Annotated in this window: 16 protein-coding genes and 1 pseudogene; 9 read left to right on the top strand and 8 right to left on the bottom strand. The window is 62.0% G+C overall.

Annotated elements, in window-relative coordinates:
- Positions 1-84 precede the first annotated feature (84 nt).
- Positions 85-1338: a tyrosine--tRNA ligase gene (tyrS, locus tag ACH196_RS16005; protein ID WP_396647906.1), complete on the top strand. Its 1254-nt coding sequence runs from the start codon at positions 85-87 to the stop codon at positions 1336-1338.
- 440 nt (positions 1339-1778) lie between these two features.
- Here tyrS and ACH196_RS16000 read toward each other — a convergent pair whose 3' ends face one another.
- From ACH196_RS16000 to ACH196_RS15990, 3 genes are all read right to left on the bottom strand, one after another.
- Complete coding sequence (locus ACH196_RS16000) at positions 1779-2630, bottom strand: hypothetical protein (RefSeq protein ID WP_396647905.1); 852 nt, start codon at positions 2628-2630, stop codon at positions 1779-1781.
- Positions 2627-3979: a choice-of-anchor Q domain-containing protein gene (locus tag ACH196_RS15995; RefSeq protein ID WP_396647904.1), complete on the bottom strand. Its 1353-nt coding sequence runs from the start codon at positions 3977-3979 to the stop codon at positions 2627-2629. Before ACH196_RS15995 ends, ACH196_RS16000 begins: the two co-directional genes overlap by 4 nt.
- 552 nt (positions 3980-4531) lie before the next feature.
- Entirely contained in the window at positions 4532-6076 is a 1545-nt protein-coding gene (locus ACH196_RS15990) for a calcium-binding protein (protein WP_396647903.1), read from the bottom strand.
- Between the two features lie 453 nt (positions 6077-6529).
- On the opposite strand from ACH196_RS15990, the gene ACH196_RS15985 reads away from it, so the two are divergent.
- The 4 genes and pseudogenes from ACH196_RS15985 to ACH196_RS15970 all read left to right on the top strand — a co-directional run bounded on the left by ACH196_RS15985 (position 6530) and on the right by ACH196_RS15970 (position 10986).
- Complete coding sequence (locus ACH196_RS15985) at positions 6530-7534, top strand: serine hydrolase domain-containing protein (RefSeq protein ID WP_396647902.1); 1005 nt, start codon at positions 6530-6532, stop codon at positions 7532-7534.
- A gap of 648 nt (positions 7535-8182) precedes the next feature.
- The gene (locus tag ACH196_RS15980; protein ID WP_396647901.1) at positions 8183-8947 is read left to right on the top strand and encodes a hypothetical protein; all 765 of its coding nucleotides are present in this window, start codon (positions 8183-8185) and stop codon (positions 8945-8947) included.
- A gap of 154 nt (positions 8948-9101) precedes the next feature.
- A pseudogene (locus ACH196_RS15975) lies at positions 9102-9917 on the top strand (PfkB family carbohydrate kinase); the annotation flags it as partial.
- Between the two features lie 151 nt (positions 9918-10068).
- Positions 10069-10986 carry a pseudouridine-5'-phosphate glycosidase gene (locus ACH196_RS15970; RefSeq protein WP_396647900.1) on the top strand — a complete coding sequence of 306 codons (918 nt, stop codon included), beginning with the start codon at positions 10069-10071 and terminating at the stop codon, positions 10984-10986.
- A gap of 4 nt (positions 10987-10990) precedes the next feature.
- Here ACH196_RS15970 and ACH196_RS15965 read toward each other — a convergent pair whose 3' ends face one another.
- On the bottom strand, positions 10991-11314 hold the full coding sequence (locus ACH196_RS15965) for a TfoX/Sxy family protein (RefSeq protein ID WP_396647899.1): 324 nt from the start codon (positions 11312-11314) through the stop codon (positions 10991-10993).
- A gap of 95 nt (positions 11315-11409) precedes the next feature.
- Here ACH196_RS15965 and ACH196_RS15960 point away from each other — a divergent pair, with 95 nt between their 5' ends.
- Positions 11410-11907 (top strand): GFA family protein, encoded by a 498-nt coding sequence (locus ACH196_RS15960; RefSeq protein ID WP_396647898.1) that lies wholly within the window; start codon positions 11410-11412, stop codon positions 11905-11907.
- Positions 11908-11979: 72 nt separating this feature from the next.
- On the opposite strand, the gene ACH196_RS15955 is transcribed toward ACH196_RS15960, so the two are convergent.
- Positions 11980-13296, bottom strand: coding sequence for a hypothetical protein (locus ACH196_RS15955; protein ID WP_396647897.1), 1317 nt, complete (start codon positions 13294-13296; stop codon positions 11980-11982).
- A 104-nt stretch (positions 13297-13400) separates the two neighbouring features.
- The gene (locus tag ACH196_RS15950; protein WP_396647896.1) at positions 13401-14225 is read right to left on the bottom strand and encodes a cell envelope integrity EipB family protein; all 825 of its coding nucleotides are present in this window, start codon (positions 14223-14225) and stop codon (positions 13401-13403) included.
- Positions 14226-14362: 137 nt separating this feature from the next.
- On the opposite strand from ACH196_RS15950, the gene ACH196_RS15945 reads away from it, so the two are divergent.
- Genes ACH196_RS15945 through ACH196_RS15935 form a run of 3 tightly spaced genes read left to right on the top strand, consistent with a single transcriptional unit; the run spans position 14363 to position 16843 of the window.
- On the top strand, positions 14363-14827 hold the full coding sequence (locus ACH196_RS15945) for a RidA family protein (RefSeq protein ID WP_396647895.1): 465 nt from the start codon (positions 14363-14365) through the stop codon (positions 14825-14827).
- 10 nt (positions 14828-14837) lie between these two features.
- Positions 14838-15566: a glycerophosphodiester phosphodiesterase gene (locus ACH196_RS15940; protein ID WP_396647894.1), complete on the top strand. Its 729-nt coding sequence runs from the start codon at positions 14838-14840 to the stop codon at positions 15564-15566.
- Between the two features lie 44 nt (positions 15567-15610).
- On the top strand, positions 15611-16843 hold the full coding sequence (locus ACH196_RS15935; RefSeq protein ID WP_396647893.1) for a GNAT family N-acetyltransferase: 1233 nt from the start codon (positions 15611-15613) through the stop codon (positions 16841-16843).
- A gap of 29 nt (positions 16844-16872) precedes the next feature.
- On the opposite strand, the gene ACH196_RS15930 is transcribed toward ACH196_RS15935, so the two are convergent.
- Complete coding sequence (locus ACH196_RS15930; RefSeq protein WP_396647892.1) at positions 16873-17058, bottom strand: hypothetical protein; 186 nt, start codon at positions 17056-17058, stop codon at positions 16873-16875.
- Entirely contained in the window at positions 17055-17969 is a 915-nt protein-coding gene (locus tag ACH196_RS15925; RefSeq protein ID WP_396647891.1) for a hypothetical protein, read from the bottom strand. The genes ACH196_RS15930 and ACH196_RS15925 overlap by 4 nt, the downstream gene beginning before the upstream one ends.
- Positions 17970-18119: the final 150 nt, after the last annotated feature.

The raw sequence follows: 18119 nt of genomic DNA, 5'->3' as shown, positions 1-18119 counted from the left end.
GTGATTCCTTGGCCGGCGATGCTAAAGGCCGGCAGCCGCGCGCGCCATGCGCGGTCCTCCCGTATCGACTTCCGGAACGTCGTCATGCCCGCTTTCAAATCCGATTTCCTGCGCATCCTCTCCGAACGCGGCTTCATCCACCAGGTCTCCGACGAGACGGCGCTGGACGAGTTGTTCCTGAAAGAGACCGTTACGGCCTATGTCGGCTACGACGCGACCGCGACCAGCCTGCATATCGGCAATCTGATCTCGGCCACCATGCTCTACTGGATGCAGGAGACCGGACATCGCCCGATCGCGCTGATGGGCGGCGGCACCTCGATGATCGGCGACCCGTCCTTCCGCGACGAGCAGCGCGGCCTGCTGACGGCGGAGAAGATCGCGGAGAACATCGACGGCATAAAAAAGATCTTCTCGCGCATCCTGCGTTTCGGCGATGGGCCGAACGACGCGATCATGGTCAACAATGCCGACTGGCTGATGAAGCTCAACTATGTCGAGTTTTTGCGTGACGTCGGCCGGCATTTCTCGGTCAACCGCATGCTGACCTTCGACAGCGTAAAACTCAGGCTCGACCGCGAGCAGTCGCTGTCCTTCCTCGAATTCAACTACATGATCCTGCAGGGCTACGATTTCGTCGAACTCAGCCGCCGCTACGACTGCCGGCTGCAGATGGGCGGCTCCGACCAGTGGGGCAACATCATCAACGGCGTCGATTTGAGCCACCGCATGGGCGGCCAGCAGCTTTTCGCGCTGACCACGCCGCTGCTCACCACCTCGTCCGGCGCCAAGATGGGCAAGTCGGCCAAGGGCGCCGTGTGGCTCAACGGCGACCTCTTCAGCCCTTATGATTTCTGGCAATACTGGCGCAACACCGAGGACGCCGACGTCGAGCGTTTCCTGAAAATCTTCACCCGCCTGCCGCTCGACGAGATCGCAAGGCTCTCGGCGCTCGGCGGCAATGAGATCAACGAGGCGAAGAAGGTGCTCGCCACCGAGGCCACCGCCATCGTGCATGGCCGCGAGGCGGCCGAGCAGGCTGCCGAGACTGCCCGCAAAACCTTCGAGGAAGGCGCGCTGGCCGACACGCTGCCGACCATCGAGGTCGCCGGATCGGAGCTACAGGCAGGCATCGGCCTGCTGTCGCTGCTGGTCAAGGCAGGCCTGGCCGGCTCGAACGGCGAGGCGCGCCGTCACGTGCAGGGCGGCGCGGTGCGCCTCAACGACTTGCCGGTCCAGGACGAGCGCCGCTCTGTCACCGCGGCGGATGTCACGTCCGACGGCGTGGCAAAGCTGTCGGTAGGCAAGAAGAAACACGTGCTGGTGCGGCCGGCATAATGCACCACTCAGGCGGACAATGGCGGCTTCCGGTGCGGATAGCCGCTATCGTCCTCCTGCTGTTCATTGCCCTGTACGCATTCGGCCAGGCGATGGCTGTGGTCTCGTTGTACGCGCCTCACGCCGACCGGTCGGCGCTGACTCATCTGACCTTCCGGTTCTGGGCGTGCATCGCCGTCGCCATGGCGTCCGTCATCATCGCTGCTCTTGTCGTCGTCCGATGGATTCGAGAGATCAATCGAAAGACAGGGCGCGGGCGAGGTTGATGGCGGCTGCCATGCCCGCGATCTGCGAGGCCCTCGCGGGGTTTTACATGGAAGAGGTCGAACTGCTTGGTACCGTGAGTGGCGGCAAGGGCGCGAGGGAACCGATCATACGCTAGCATCTGCCTTCGCCCTCAAGACAGTCGTTCCGGCAGGCCCGCCTTGCTCAGTAGCCTTCTAGATCACCACGAAATTGGCTGCGGTCAGAGACAAGCCGATCGAGACTGAAGCGAACTTGACTTCCGCCGCCCCTCCGAGCCCGTCTGCGTCATAGAACAGCGAACCGGTATTCGAGTTGTAGATGATGCGATCGTCCGCATCCATGGGCGCCAGGACGACGTCCTTGAAGGCGGACGCATCGAGCGCGCCGACACCAAGCGCCGTGAATACAAAGTCGTCCAGTGCAATCTGGTCGTCGGAGACGATGAAGTCGGTGATTGTGTCGGCACTGCCGTCAAGCGCGGCCGAGAATACCACAACGTCGTTGCCGAGGCCGGTCTGGATCGTATCGTTGCCGCCCTTGCCGTCCAGCCGGTTGTTGCCATCGTTACCGATGATCTGCTGGGCGAACTCGTTGCCGGTCAAGGCTATGCTGTAGGTGGCATGCATGCTGGTCGTTCGCAGCGACTCGACCGCCACGCGTTCGCCGAGCGTATAGTTCGCCCCGGCCGCCACACGGTCGAAGTCGCCCTGGTCCCTGCCTTCGACGATGACGGCAGCCGAATTATAGACCGTGTAATAGTCGTTGCCCCCGCCACCCCAAAGCCTATCGCCGCCGCCGACGCCGCCGTCGTGAAGCCAGTTGTTGCCGTTGTTGCCAACGATCGTCTGGGCAAGTTCATTGCCTTTCAGGTCGATGTTGCGCACCGCACCAGCATTGGTGGTGTTGAGCCATTCGATGTCCTGGCCCGCCCCGAGCGTATAGTCACCTCGCGCTGCGACCTGGTCGAAGCCCTCGTCGGCTGCTTCGAGAACCATGTCGCCCACATTGTCGACATAGAAGAGATCGTTGCCATCGAAGCCCCTCAAATGTCTGCGCCGGCGCGGCCATCGAGCACATTGTCCCCGAAGTCGCCGGTCAGTTGGTCAACCAGACCGCCACCTCTGAGGTTTTCAATTCCGGTCAGGACGTCGTCCTGTGCATCCCCGGACGAAATTTGAGGTATGGCGAGGTTAAGATTGACACTGACGCCGAGCGCGGAACCCGCATAGTCCGCCGTGTCGATGCCCAACCCCCCGTCGATCGTGTCGCCGCCCGCGCCACCACGGAGTATGTCGTTGCCCAATCCACCCACGATTGTGTCGGCCGCCGCCGTGCCGCCGATGGTCTCGTCGACGATCTGCTCGACGGCGCCGATGTCGACCGTGGTGCCGACCACGCGCGTTCCGCCGCGCGCATCGAGCGGCAGGGGCTCCGTGGTGTCGCCGTCGCCGTCGATGTCGAAGCTGTCCGCCGGCAGGCCGGCGTTGCCGCCCGCGCCGATCAGCGGCGAGCCGTCGAGCGGCGAAAGCGTCAGCACCGTGCCGCCATTGTCGAGCAAGCCGCCCAGCACCGGGTCGCCGCCGTTGATGGTGCCGCCCTTGTCCGTGTAGCTTGAGATTGTCGTGCCAAAGAAGCTGTGATCGGCGACAAGAAAGCCAAATCCGCCATACACGTCCGCGTCGGTTGTCGCCGTGTTGCCGGCGATGACCGAGTTGCTGATGGCGACGAGGCTATTCGAAAAATACAGCCCACCGCCTCCGGTGACGGCGCTGTTGCCGGTGATGGTGCTGCTCTGGATCGTCAGCTCGTTAACAGGATCCAGGGCGACGATGCCGCCGCCGTTTTTGGCGCTGTTGTCAACGATGGTCGCGTTCACGAAGCTGGCTTGACCACCACTAGCGACATACACGCCGCCGCCGGCTGACTGCGCCGTGTTGCCGGAGATCGTGGAGTTGACGACCGCCAGCGTGCCGGACACCACTCCAATACCGCCGCCGTTGGAGGCGGCATGGCTGTCCGAGATCGTGCTGTCGACCACAGTCAGGGTTCCGCCATTACAAGCAACAGCCGCGCCAGGGCTACCGCCATCGCGACCCTTGGTCAGATCGAGGCTTGCCAGCGTGACGTCCGTTGAAGCTCCGGTGATATTGAAGATTTGGGAGGCGTCGCTGCCCGAAATCGTGATGTCGGCCTTGTCGTCTCCGTTCACGTCGCCGTCGATGATGACATCGGTTGAGACGTCGAGGCGGAGTGTCGTCAGCGCGATCGTCTGCCCGGCGAGCGCGGAGGCAAAGCTGATGGTGTCCGGGTCGGCATTGGCGTTGGCCAAGCCGATCGCCTCGCGCAGCGAGCCGCTTCCGGAATCGTTGGTATTGGTCACGATAAAAGTCGCCACGACGAACTCCCCCAAGGCCGCGTTCAGATGGTCGCAAGACCAACATGCGCTACCGGCAACGTCAAAGCTCTCGCCGGACGTTCATTGACGGTCGCCCACCTGCCCAGACCGGACGATAATCCTGCCCGAACTTGGCCGAGCCCACAAGTCAGCCTTTTGTGGGCAAGGCCTATGCAATTTGCGGTGTGGCCAGTTCTCTCCTCCGGCTCCGATGTTTTATCGTCGGGATGCAAAGGACCGCCGGACCAAAAGCGACTGGGCGTGCGGCATTACGCGAGAATGAGAGCCGACGCGGATGACCGCTTTCCCACAAATCAGACATTCCCGCTGCGCCGAGGCGATGGCGCGAGGATTGCAGCGGAATCGTGGACAACGGCAGCATTCGACCGCAAATCGGACATCTGAAATTGCCTGTAAGTTGGCACCAATGTCCACCTTGGCGGGACGCCTCACCGATGGGGCAGCAGGTTAACGGCCAGACCGGGGCGGTAGAAGGCCCGCCAGCGTTGGACCGGTCGCACATCTCCCTCGGTGTGCGACGGGCTCTTTTCTCTAAACAACCTGAAAATCGGCTGCGGTAATTTCCGGGGCACCGGTGAGCACTGCGAACTTGACGTTGCCGTGGACGCTGCCCGAGCCGTCGGCGTCGTAGTAAAGCGCGCCGGACTCGGAATTGTAGACGATGCGGTCGTCGGCGTCCTTCGGCCCGTCGGCGGTATCCTTGAAGGCGTCTGCCGCCAGAGCGCCGACCGCGGTCAGCGCGGTGAAGACTATGTTCTCAAGCTGGATCGTGTCGGCTGGTACGTCGTAGTCAACGACTGTGTCGACATTTGAGGCCCCTAGCCAGCTGGAGAAGGTGAAATAATCGCTGCCAGTACCGCCCTGAAGCGTGTCGGATCCTCCCTTGCCGTCTATTGTGTCCGAGCCGCCTTGGCCATCTATACTGTTAACTTCATTGTTGCCGACAATTTTCTGGGCGATTTCATTTCCGGTCAGGTCGATGGCCCTCAAGTAACCAGTAGTGGTCAGGTTCTCGACGTAGACGCCGTTTCCGAGAATGAAATCGACAGTTGTTTTTACGTGGTCCGCAGCGCCTTGATTGGAGGCCTCGATGATGATGTCTCCGCTGTTAAAGACCAGATAGGTGTCGTTGCCGTTCATACCTCTAAGCGTATCGGCGCCGCCAATCCCGCCATCGTCCAGGATGTTGGCGCCATCATTGCCGATTATCTCCTGCTTCAGGGCGTTGCCGGTGAGGTCGATTGCCGCAGTACCGGAGGAAGACGTCGTCGCGAGCCGTTCGACAAACGCACCACTGCCAAGCACGTAATCGGTAGCCGCTAGAACCCTGTCAAAAGTTCCTTGCGACGAGGTTTCGACGACGGTTGTTGCTGCACTGTAGATCAGATAGGTGTCATCGCCGGCCAGGCCGCGCAATATGTCGCCCGCGCCTCCGCCGTCCTTCAATGTGTTGGCGCCGGCATTCCCGGTAATCGCTTGATATAATTCGTTGCCGGTTAAATCGATTGCAGCCTTGCCGGAAGACGAGGTCGTAGCCATCGACTCTATCCAAACGCCTTCCGCCAGTACGTACGAAACGGCGGAACCGAGGTAGTCGGAGCCGCCACCCTGCGCCTCAACGATTTTCGTATCCGCGCTGTAGATCCTGTAAAAATCGCCACCGCCACCGCCTTCGAAGATGTCGCCGCTGCCCTTCGAGCGAAATGTATCCGTCGCGCTCGAACCGAAGACGTAGTCCGCCTTCTCGGTGCCGACAAAATTGCCGGCGCTCGAGAACAGTGTCACGGTGAATTGCCGTTCGAGCGAAACGTCGTCGGCATGGTCTTGGATGAAATAGCTCCCGCTCGTCGTTGTGTCTTCCGCTAGCGTAGCGACAATCTGGAGATTCATCTCCCGCTCACCCTCTTGGACAATGCTGTCCTCGTAGGTGCCAACCTCGGCGTACATACCCCCGGACCAAGGGTCTAGGATATCTAACCCATTCAATAAGTAGAAGAATGTCGCGGTGACCTCATTCCCGTTGCGAACGAGCGTGAATTCTGGCGTGTCGCCTCGAATATAATTGCTGATAAGCATGGGTAATCGACTTCCAAGAACTGCGAGAAAGTGGAAACCTCTACATCATTCGACAGTCTTGGCAAGATGTCTCGGCTAGAAATGCCCTCGCGCTCGGAGGCGGGTCAAGGCTACGTGTACCAAATTTGGAGCCCTATCTTGATCCCGACTTTTGACGAGGGCTGGCGCAAACTCGCCAGGTTTTGGGATGGCAACATGGCCGCGCTCCGGTGACAGCAGATGTCTGCTTTCGACCCCATTGCCGCCTTTTAGGTTGCGTGAAGGCTTGCCCAGGACTTGCCATGCATTGAATTCCTATATGTGACTGCTCTGGAAGCCAGCTTTTGCTGTCCGTCGTGTCCGGCAAGGCTGCTACTCCATGGGCTGGACGCGCGTCGCCAACCTTCGCGATGCACGCCGGAAAGCCGCCATCATTGGATGCTCCACACCTTGGTGAGAGAGGGAGACGGTATGATGGTTCGACGGTTCGCATTGCTGCTAGTCCTCGGTATTCTTGTCGCAGGCAAGGCCCAGGCCCAAGCGTGGGAGGACGTCAATCCGGCGGTGGCGGGCTGGTCCGCAGAGAGACTGGAAGCTGTTCGGCAACAATCCCGAACACTCAAGCCCACAGCGCTGATGATCATCCAGGACGGACGGGCTATCGCCCGGTGGGGCGACACGTCCCACAAAGTAAATATGGCATCCGTCCGCAAGAGCCTGCTCAGCGCGCTTTATGGCAGCGCGGTCGCCGAGGGTCGGATCGACCTTTCGGCCAGCCTTGCCGAGCTTCGCATCGACGACAATACTCCCAGCCTTACGGCCGAAGAGAAAGCCGCGACGGTTCGTGACCTGCTAATGTCGCGGTCGGGTATCTATCATCCCGCCGCCCACGAGACTGCCGATATCAAGCGCAAGCGTCCTGCACGCGGAAGTCACCCACCCGGGTCGTTCTGGTTCTATAACAACTGGGACTTTAACGTTCTGGGGACGATCTACCGGCAAGAGACCGGAGAGGACATCTTTGTGAGCTTCGAGAACCGGATCGCTGGACCGATCGGGATGGAGGATTTCTCGGCCAAAGACGGCCGATACGCTCTAGAAAAGGCGTCCGAGCATCCCCCCTATCCGATTCGGCTCAGCGCCCGCGATGCCGCCCGTTTTGGCCAGCTTTTCCTGTATGATGGGAAATGGGGCACCAAACAGGTCATCCCGGCGTCATGGATCAGGGAGTCGACGACTGCCTATTCGTGGGCGAAGCGGATACGGCAGGGCTATGGCTACATGTGGTGGACGCTTCCCGAGGATACTTGGGGTCCGAATGCGTTCTACGCTTCTGGCTACGGCGGGCAGATAATCGCTGTCGTACCGTCGAAGCGGCTCGTCGTGGTGCAGACCGTAGATCTAAACCAGAACCCAAACGGGGTTCGCACCAGCGCATTCATCGACCTGCTGAAAGAGATCGCTCTCGCTTCACCGTGAAGAGTGTAGTGCCGCACACCTTACACAAGTGCGGCTCAATTGGTTCTGAGCAGCTTAGTGATCCCTCCGGTCCAAAAGCAGACTGTCCGCTTTCCACCCCCTCTCGTACATTCCCAGCCTGTGATAGCACCATGGGCGGCAAGAAATCCTGCCATTTGAACTTGCGCCGGGCCCGCCGATTTCGCGGGCTACAGAAATAGGCATCCCTGCACATCGGCTGGGCCGGACCGCACGCCAGTGCTCCAAAAACCCGGCGTCAAATTTCTAAAACCCGGTGGCGCGCTACAGAGACAACTCATGACTGTCGTCATTTCCCCCCTCGCCGGGGTCCGACGGACGCCCTTGGGGCCGGAGCCGCCTACCTGCAAGCCGCTGGCTCCTTGGTAATGCCTGTTACGTCAAGTTCTGCGGGCGTTGCAGCCAAGCCGCTGATTTCACTTGCTGTTACAAGCATGACATTCTTCACGGCCGAACCTCCTGCGTCCAGCCTAGACAGTACCGGGGCAGGCGGTTGAGTCTCGAAAAGTCGAGCTTTTCCAATGTGTTGTACGGAAAATTGAAGCGCTTCAAGGATTATTATCCTAGGATCATTTACGTCAATGCCGATCGGTGCTACAATGCTGCCGCCTGTGTTCGAAGGAGGCGGCAGTGGACGGGAGTGGACCAATCGAGCGAAACGTGGAAGCGCTGAAGCGCATCCTGGCAATGCTCGTCGCCATGGCCGGCATGGCCGGCGGCGCGTCAACCCTGCCCCGCCATCTCTACCGCGCCATATTGCGGCTCTTGCGTCCAGCCGAATCCGCCGCGCGGCGGCTCATCATAGCGGCGGCGCGCGGCATCGTGGTGACCCTGCCGCCGTTTCGCCCGCGAAAACCGAAATCAACCGAACGGGGGCCTCGCGCCTTTATGCCGATCGAGCCGAAGAGAGGTCCAAAGCCCGTTCGGCGCGCTCTCTCGCTGTCGCTGCTCGATCCACTGAAATATCCGTTCCGCATCCGCCGCCGCTATGTGCCAGCACACGCCGCCCCGCGCATCTGGGTTCCCGGATTCACCGAGCGGGCTCGCCTGCCTCCGCCGCCATCGCCGGATGATCCGATCGGCGCGGCAAAGCTGATGCTGCGGCTGGAGGCACTTGGGCGCGCGTTGGACGACCTGCCCGGCCAGGCGCAACGCTTCGCCCGCTGGAAGGCGCGCAATGACGCCGCGCATGCGCGGGTGAAGGAAGGGCTCGAGCCATGGCGGCCCCGGCGCGCCGGGGCGCTCAGGGGCGGGCCGCCGCCGGGCGGCAGGCTGAAGCGCTACGACCCGGACGCCCCGCGCCGCAAGAACATCCGCGAGGTCGACGAGATCCTGGCGCACTGCCATTCTATGGCGCTCTACGCGCTGGAGCGTCCGCGCGCCGACACGTCCTGACGCGAGGCTGCTCGCGACGAGAAGGCGACGGCCGGCGCGGATTTTTTCCGCCCGCGGCGGCAATCCGTGCTGTCTGCAAGGACCGTTGCCCATCGGCTGGCGAAGCGAGCCGAACCTGATTAGTTCTTGGTGGACACATCGAGAATCGTTGGGCATGAGCAAGCAAAAGATCATCCTCGGCATAGGCGGCGCGCATATCGACCGGCGTGGCCAGGTCGCCGTCGACTTCGTGCCGGGCGCGTCCAATCCTGGCACAATGCGCGAGGATGTCGGCGGCGGCACCTTCAATGCGTTGCGCAACGCCGTGCAGCGCGGCGTCGACGGGCAACTGCTGTCGGTTCGCGGCGGCGACACGGCGGGCGAGACGGTCGCCCGCGCCATCGCGGCGGCGGGCATTCGCGACCTCTCCGTCACCTTCCTCGATCGTCCCACGCCGAGCTACACGGCATTGCTCGACCGTCATGGCGACGTGATCGCGGCGCTCGCCGACATGGGCCTCTACGAGCTGGTCATCGGCAAGCAGTTGCGGCGCGCTTCGCTGCGCGAGGCGATCGCGCAAGCCGACGCTGTTTTCACCGACGCCAATCTGTCGTCCGAGGCGCTGGCGCGCATTCCGAAATTGGCGGGCGAAAAGCCCATCTTCGCCCTCGCCATTTCGCCTGCCAAAGCGGTGCGGCTGAAAGATATCCTGCCGGCGCTTTCCTGCCTGTTCCTCAACACGCGTGAGGCGGGCGCGCTGACCGGTCTTGGCCCGGAAGTCCCTGCCTCGCGGATGTTGAACGCCCTTCGTGCGCTGGGCTTGCGACGTGCCGTCCTGTCGAAAGGACCGAGCCCCGTCGTTGCCCTCGATGGAGACCGGATGTTTTCCATCACACCCCCTCGCCCGCGTGGCATAGCCGACGTCACCGGCGCCGGCGATGCACTTGCCGGCGCGGCCGCGGCGGCGCTGCTGCGTGGCCTGCCTTTTGCCGACGCCGTGCGCGAAGGCATGGCGGCCGCACTTTTGGTACTGGAAAGCACCAACGCCGCGCCGGCGCTGGGTCGCACCGAATTCCAAGCCGCGCTGGCCCTTGTCCCGCCGGCCGAAACGCTGCATGAGGCGCCGAGCAAAGGAGAAGCTCATGTCGCCTGGCACCGCCATGGCTCATATCGATATTTTCGAACCGGTGGCGCAGGCGCTCGCCGCCGCCCGCCCGGTGGTGGCGCTGGAAAGCACCATCATCACCCACGGCATGCCCTTCCCCGACAACAGCCGCATGGCCGGCAATGTCGAGCGCATCATCGCCGACGAGGGCGTGACACCTGCCACCATCGCCGTGGTCGACGGCCGCATAAAAATCGGCCTGTCGCCCATCGAGCGCGAGGCGCTGGCGCAGACGCAAGGCGCCATGAAACTCTCGCGCGCCGACATCGGCTTCGCCGTCGCCGAGCGGCGCACCGGCGGCACCACCGTCGCCGCCACCATGATCGCGGCGCGGATCGCCGGCATCTCGGTCTTCGCCACCGGTGGCATCGGCGGGGTACACAAGGGCGCGGAAACAAGCTTCGACATCTCGGCCGACCTCGACGAGCTTTCGCGCACGCCGGTCATCGTCGTTTCGGCCGGCGCAAAAGCCATCCTCGACATCGAAAAGACGCTGGAGGTGCTGGAGACGCGTGGCGTGCCGGTCGTCGCCTGCGGCTCGGACGTCATGCCCGCCTTCTGGTCGCGCGCCTCGCCCTACCCCGCGCCGCTCAGGCTCGACGCGCCCGAAGCCATCGCCAATTTCTTCAAGACGCGCCGTGCCCTCGGCCTCGACGGCGGCATGCTGATTGCCAATCCGGTGCCGGAGGCCGACGAGATCCCGGCGGAACGCATGGCCGGCTACATCGCAAGAGCACAGCAGGCGGCGACGATGCAGGCCGTGTCGGGCAAGCGCGTGACGCCATTCCTGCTTCAAACGATTTTGGACCTCACCGGCGGCGAGAGCCTGAAGACCAACATCGCGCTGGTGGAGAACAACGCAAAACTGGCGGCGCGGATCGCGAAGGCTCTTTGACTGGTCAGTTTGTCGACCGCAGCCCGGCTTCATAAGACTTCCGCGCCCAGCGCGCCATTTCGTCGGGATCGTCCACCGCCTCGTCGGGTACGGTCCAATACGGCATCGCCACCTGCCTGCCGTGCCGCGACCCGATATAGGTCCATTGCTTGCAGCCGGCGGCCGCGAACTCGCCGGCCACCTCGGCATCGGCCTTCAGCATCAATTCGCCGCGCAGTTCGATGGCGACGATCACGCCTTCGAAATAGATGCCCTTGCCACCAAACAGCCGCTTGATCGTGATCGGTCCGAGGCGGGAAAACAGATCGGCGATGGCGTCGTTGTCCATGCCGGCTATTATGGCAGCCGCCGCCTTCCCTGTCATCGCGCACGGAACAGCGGCGGCGCGGCTTCCGCGATAGAGACAAAGACTGGAGACACCTCTTGCCACTTCTTCTCAAAGGTTCCTGTCGCTGCGGCGCCGTCGGTTTCGAAGTCGAGAGCCACACGCCCGTCCCCTATATGCTCTGCTACTGCTCGATCTGCCGAAAGCAGCAGGGCGGCGGCGGATATGCCATCAACCTCGGCGCCGTGTCGGAGACGCTGAAGGTCACCGGCAAGCGAAACCTCGGCCTCTACCGGGCGGAGATAGAGGACGACGAACGCACGCGCTGCGAGGTCTCGACCGGCGAGCGGCAGTTCTGCAAAAAATGCGGATCGGCGCTGTGGCTCTACGATCCCACCTGGCCGGAACTGGTGCATCCCTTTGCCTCTGCCGTCGACACTAACCTGCCGAAGGCGCCCGAGCGCGTCCACATCATGCTGAAATACAAGGCCTCCTGGGTCGAGCCGAACATCCGGAATGGCGACCGGAGTTTTGACCTCTATCCCGAGGATTCCATCGCGGATTGGCACAAAAAACACGGCGTGTGGGTGGAATAGCCGCAACGCTTCTTCATCCTGATGGTGCGTCCTTCGAGGCTCGCCCACAAAGCACGCACCCTTTCCAAACCCTCAAACTTGAAAAAATGGATTAGGATAGCCGCGCGGTCCACCAGCCTTGCGCAGATCGGCGTTGATGTCGTCCAGCGCGCTTTGCAGCCGGCGGCGCAATTCGGCGGTCAGCGCCTCGGCATCGCCACCGCAATCATGCACCGCGATCGGCTCCGGCACGCGGATGATGGCCCGGCGCGGACCGACCGGCTGTGGCACGAAACGGTTCAGCGTGTCGCGAAAGGTTCCCAAGCAATAGTCGTTGCGGACGCGCTTGATGTGCTCTGCCGCCTGCTCCTGCGTCATCGTCTCGCTCGCCCAGGCGAACGGCCCGAGCCGGCACAGCCTTTGCAGCATATCGGCACTCACCTTAACCGCTTGCGCCGCGGTATCGTCCCGGCTCTCATCCGAGGTCCGCAGCCAGCGCCGCGCGGCGCGCTGCAATTCGGAATTGCTCGAGAGATCGGCTGCGCCAATCTGGCTTGCAAGCCTTTCGGAAAGTTTTGCTATCAGCGTTTCCGGCCGCCGCGCGACGGGCTGCGAGCGGTCCGCGATAACTCCCGCTTTCTCTTCGTCGCGCGCCAGCAGCGCCTCGTAGATGGCGTAGACCCGTTCCGCCGGCGAAGCGTGTCGGGCGGCGTTTTCGATCCGCAATCGCTGCTCGACATAGGCGCATTCCGCCTGCAATCCGGCATCGGCATCGTGCAAAAACACCAGCTTCCAGACGACCGGCGCGACCCACGCCTGGAACCCCGGATCGGCGGCCCTGCCCTGCTCCAGCGCCGCAATGGCCATCTCGGCCGCTCCCGGCATCAGCGGCGCGATCCAGTCGCCATGCCAGCCGACCGCGCCTTCCGGGTGCAGCAACACGCCATTGCCTTTAACGGCCCAGTCGACCGAATGCCGCCGGGCGCTGTCGCTGTTGCCGGGGATCTGCGCAATCAGATTGTTGGCCAGCCAGAATTTCTGCGCGAGGCGGCCCAGACCGTTGACGACGCCGTTGGTCGCCCACGATGCCGTGAGCGGCGCGACCTTCGACACGATCTCCTTGTCGATCATCCAGTCGGTGAAGAATTCCGGATGGTTCGGGGTCAGGAACGTCGCCCTGCCCTTTCCGCAGACAGCCGCCAGCCGCTCGCGATCGGCGTCCGGAAAATCGATCTGCCGGACATTGGCGATGCCACGAATGCCGGCGACCCGGTTAAGCAGCGGCAAGTCGCGCAGCAGCGGGAACCCCTTTAGCATCAGCACCCGGTTCACGGGCGTCATCAGCCTGATCAGAAAACGATTGGGTTTCGGCGCGACGAAGGTATTGAGACGGCCCGGCTTTTGCCCCACGCGCCGCTCCTATCGGCGCCGGCTTCGAGGCGCCGCCTGTTGCGGCTCCTGCGCGAGACTCGGCAAGATGGTGCGGGGATTGCCCAAGCAGGCGCGCTCGAAAACTATTTGCAGGTCTGCGGAGGGGTGTCGAACACCGAGAGATTGACCAGCTTTCCCCGCATCGAGAAGTCGCCATAGTCCATCGTCAAGTCGCGGGTCAGGCCGTTTTCATGCAGCTTGAAGGCGATGCGGTATTCCGGCACTTCCTCGCCGCCGTCATTGGCGTCGTCGAAATAGGCGATGTCGACCGGCCAGTACTGGTCCTTGGCCAGCGTCTTCAGCACCGGCAATTCGGGATCGTTGGCGGGAGCTTTCGTCTTCTTGCCGACGATCACCGTAGTAGTCATCACCTTGTCGCCATTCTCCGAACCGTCGAAGAGATTGGTTTCATAGAAGGTTTCGCCGGTGTTGGCCTTGCTGATCAGTTCTTCGAGATGCTGGGTCGGAAACTGGGTCTTGCGCAATTCGAGGCTGTTCTTCTCGGGTTTGTCGATCTCGACCTTCAGGCCGTCGGGCTCGCGCGTCGCCGTGCCCTTCAACTCGCGCTCCAGCGCCTGGTCGGTGAAGGATTTCGTGACGAAGGAAAAGGACTTTCCGCCGCTGTCCTCGAAAGTCGTGGTCTGCTGGTCGGTCACGCGCGAATTCTCGCTGGTGTCGATGCGCGTCACGAAGCGGAAATTGACGGTATAGCCCTCGCAAGGCGAGCCGTTGAACTCGTAAACCATGCGGCCCTGGAGGCCGGTGATGCCGGATTTGTCGGACGCCTTGTCGAGCGCGAGGTCGTAAACCGCGCGGTGCGAGATCAGCGGCGCGGCGGCAAGCGCGGGGCTGGCCGCGAGTGCGGCGATTCCGGCGGAGGCAAGGACGACAAGGCGCGATACGCGCATGAGCAACTCCAGTCAGGCCCGGAAGACGGGCTTCGATTTAGGCGCAAACTTCCAAAAAAGTCATGGCGTAAGCGAGGCAAAAGTTGCAGGTTCCCGCCTCGATACGACCCGTTTGAAGATAGAGATAAGGAATGACGATGGGCGACACAATCGAAAAGCGGCTTGGCGAGCTCGGCGTGACCTTGCCGGCGGCGGCCGCGCCGGCCGCCAACTACCTGCCTTTCATGCGCAGCGGCAATCTGGTCTTCACCGCCGGACAGTTGCCGCTGAAGGATGGCCAGCTGCTCGCCAGCGGCCTGCTCGGCCGTGACCTCGACGTGGCGGCCGGCAAGGAAGCCGCAAAATACTGCGCGATCAATATTCTGGCACAGGCCAAAGCCGCGCTCGGCTCGCTCGACCGGATCGGCAAGATCGTCAAGATCACGGTCTTCGTCGCCTCGGCGCCCGACTTCACCGAACAGCATCTGGTCGCCAACGGCGCGTCGGATTTCCTCGCGGCGGTTCTCGGCGACGCCGGAAAACATGCGCGCTCGGCGGTGGGAACGGCCTGCCTGCCACTCAACGCGCCGGTCGAGATCGAAGCCGTCATCGAAGTCGCCTAAGGTCCTGATCATGAGCGATATTTCGTGGCTTACCAAGCGCCCGATCGCGCATCGCGGCTATCACGACATGAACAAGCTAGTCTGGGAGAACACACTCTCGGCTTTTGGGCGGGCGATCGACAACGACTATGCGATCGAGTGCGACGTTCACTTGAGCCTCGACGGCGAAGTGGTTGTTTTCCATGACAATGACCTGCGCCGCTTAGCCAACCAGGAAGGTTTTGTCTGGCAAAAGACGGCGGCGGAATTCGCGGCGCTGAAGATCGGTGGCACGAAGGACCATGCGCCGACGCTCAAGGAGACGCTCGCCTTCGTCGCCGGCCGCGTGCCGATGGTGATCGAGCTGAAAGGCATTCCAGGCCACGATGAAGGGCTTGTCGCCAAAGTCGGAGCCTTGCTGGAAGGTTGCAAGGGCAAGGTCGCAATCATGTCCTTCGACCATTGGCTGATCCGCGATTTTTCGCGCTACATGCCGGACGTGCCTGCCGGCCTGACCGCATGGGGCCACCAGCAACAGGAGATCGAGGCGCATTTCTCCATGCTGGCCTATGGAATTTCCTTCGTTTCCTACGCCGTCGAGCAACTGCCCAACCCGTTCGTCAGCTTCGTACGCGACCGGCTTTCCATGCCGGTGATAAGCTGGACGATCCGCGACCAAGCCGCGGTCGACCACAGCATGGCGCATGCCGACCAGATAACCTTCGAGGGTTTCGAACCACAAAAGGTTTTGGTTGCGTGAAATGGCCCTTGCCGCGCGGCTTTCGCAGTGCACATAACACTGCGATGATGCAGCGCAGCACAAACGGCGGCGACTCTTCCCGGACCGGCCACACGATCCGCATCGCCGGATCGATGGGCGATTTTTCCCGCTCGGAATGGGAAAGTCTTGCCGGAACGACCCTGGAATGTGCGGCAGGTTCCGGCTACAATCCGTTCCTTTCCCTCGATTTTCTGCGCTCGCTGGAAGAGTCCGGCTGCGCCACGCCGCGCACCGGCTGGCAGGCCAGCCATTTGCGGCTGGAGGACGAGAACGGAAATTTGCTCGGCGCTGTACCGGCCTATCTGAAATCGCACAGCCAGGGAGAATATGTCTTCGACCAGGGCTGGGCGGACGCGTTCGAGCGGGCCGGCGGCGATTATTATCCCAAGTTGCAGGTCTCGGTGCCGTTCACGCCCGCGACCGGCCCCCGCCTGCTGGTCCGCCGCGATCTCGACGCGGACGCGACCAGGGCGATTCTGGCCGCCGGACTGAGGGCGGTGACGGACAAGCTCGGCGTGTCGTCCGCCCACGTCACATTCGCCAATGACGAAGACATGCAAGCACTGTTGGGCACCGGATACCTCCGTCGGACCGACCAGCAGTTCCACTTCTTCAACGACAACTATCTGAATTACGACGATTTTCTAGCCACCCTCGCATCCCGCAAACGCAAGGCACTGAAGAAGGAGCGGCGCGAGGCGCTGGCCGCCGGCGTAAGCATCGACCGGCTGACCGGCAGCGACCTGACCGAAAAAGCCTGGGACGATTTTTTCACCTTCTACATGGACACCGGCGGTCGCAAATGGGGCCGGCCCTATCTCAACCGCAGGTTCTTTTCGCTGATCGGCGAAAGGATGGGAAAAGACGTGCTTCTGGTCATGGCGAAGCGCGCCGGGCGCTATGTGGCCGGAGCGATCAACTTCATCGGCTCGGACACGCTCTACGGCCGCAATTGGGGCTGTATCGAGGATCACCCGTTCCTGCACTTCGAGGTCTGCTACCACCAGGCCATTGATTTTGCGATCGAAAGAAAGCTGCGCGTGGTCGAGGCCGGCGCCCAGGGCGAACACAAGCTGGCGCGCGGCTACCGCCCGGTGACCACGCAGTCAGCGCATTACATAGCCCATCCCGGCCTGCGCAATGCGGTGGACGACTATCTCCAGCGCGAGCGGCAGGAAGTGGCGCGGACCACGGAGTATTTCGAGGAGCACGTGCCGTTTCGCAAAGGCGACACGGATCACCCCGCGGGGAGTTGATTCGGGCAATCCTCCGATTGGGCGAAATCCTAGTCTTTCTCGCCTTCATCCTTCTCGGATATCTGGTCCATCCTGTCATGGATGAAGTCGCGAGGCGACCGCGGGCGGGGTACAGGCGGCTGCTCGGTCTTTTCCTTATGCACGATTTGTTCGATCTGATCGTTCAATTGCCGTGCACGCTCCAACCGCTTTTGCCGCTCCGTATCTTCTGTCATTTCTTCGGTCTCCGTTTTCGACCGGCAGAGGCCACAGTTGGCGGCATGGGACCTGCCGCAGCAACGCCAGCCGTCCCAACGATGGCATCGATTTGCGCCTGCAATGTGGCTCCGCGCGAGTGGGTCGCGGCGGAGACTACGCTTGCGATCAGTCCGGCACGTTCCGCCACGGGCCGCCCTCGCGCAATCACCTCCATGGTATCCCTGTTCGAGAACCGGTCGATCTGGCTTCGAATGCTGCCATTGGCGGCGTCCAGCCTGCCGAGCGACCGGAACGTCGACGCTGATCCGCTGAACCACGTCTCCTGCCACCACTCGCCCGACTGGGGATCCTCCCACGACAGGTAGCCGCCGCGCAGGACTTGCCGTGGCCGCTGGATCGAGTTGGTGAATGAGTAACGCGTCGCCGGATTCGGCACCGGATCGAAGAAGCGCGGAGTATAGAAATCCGAAACGAGAATGCCATTGATGCTGTAGCCGAACGCGGCATCCTCGGAAGGGTCGCAAACCTCGACAAGAAACATGACCCTGCCCTGCCCCGGCTTGGGCGAGTCGCCCGCCACGACACGGTTCCCGAAGGGATCGGCGAGCATCTCAAGAACCTCGTGGCTCGATGTGAGCGCCCACACGTCACGATCGTCGGCCGAACTCACGAGAGCGAAGGGCTGGCCATCTTTGTCAAGATGAATCCCGGCCGCGCTAAAACCGATATCATCGCGGATCACGATCGGCCAGTATCCGAGTGGTAAGTCCTCAAGTGCCTCAAAAGCATCGACCGTCGCCTGCACGTTCCATATTGGCTCGAAATCGCGCACAACCTGCTTCTGCAGCGCGGCAGAAACGATATTCAAATCCTTCTGCGAAACTTTTGCCGATTGCGAAATTAATCCAAGGTTGACGATAAGACCCATAACTCTCTCCCTAAGTTTTAACTACCGCATGATGGACATTGTACAAAAAATATATGACTGTAAATAGAAATATAATTTAACATGAACCTTTGCCCCAGAAACCTCATTATGTTAAAGTAAATTCAGGTCTTAATCGGAATGACCGCAAGA

This window comes from Mesorhizobium sp. IMUNJ 23232, assembly GCF_044326205.1.
Classification (GTDB): domain Bacteria; phylum Pseudomonadota; class Alphaproteobacteria; order Rhizobiales; family Rhizobiaceae; genus Kumtagia.
The sequence above is the reverse complement of the archived record's forward strand: the minus strand, read 5'-3'. Positions and strand labels throughout refer to the sequence as shown.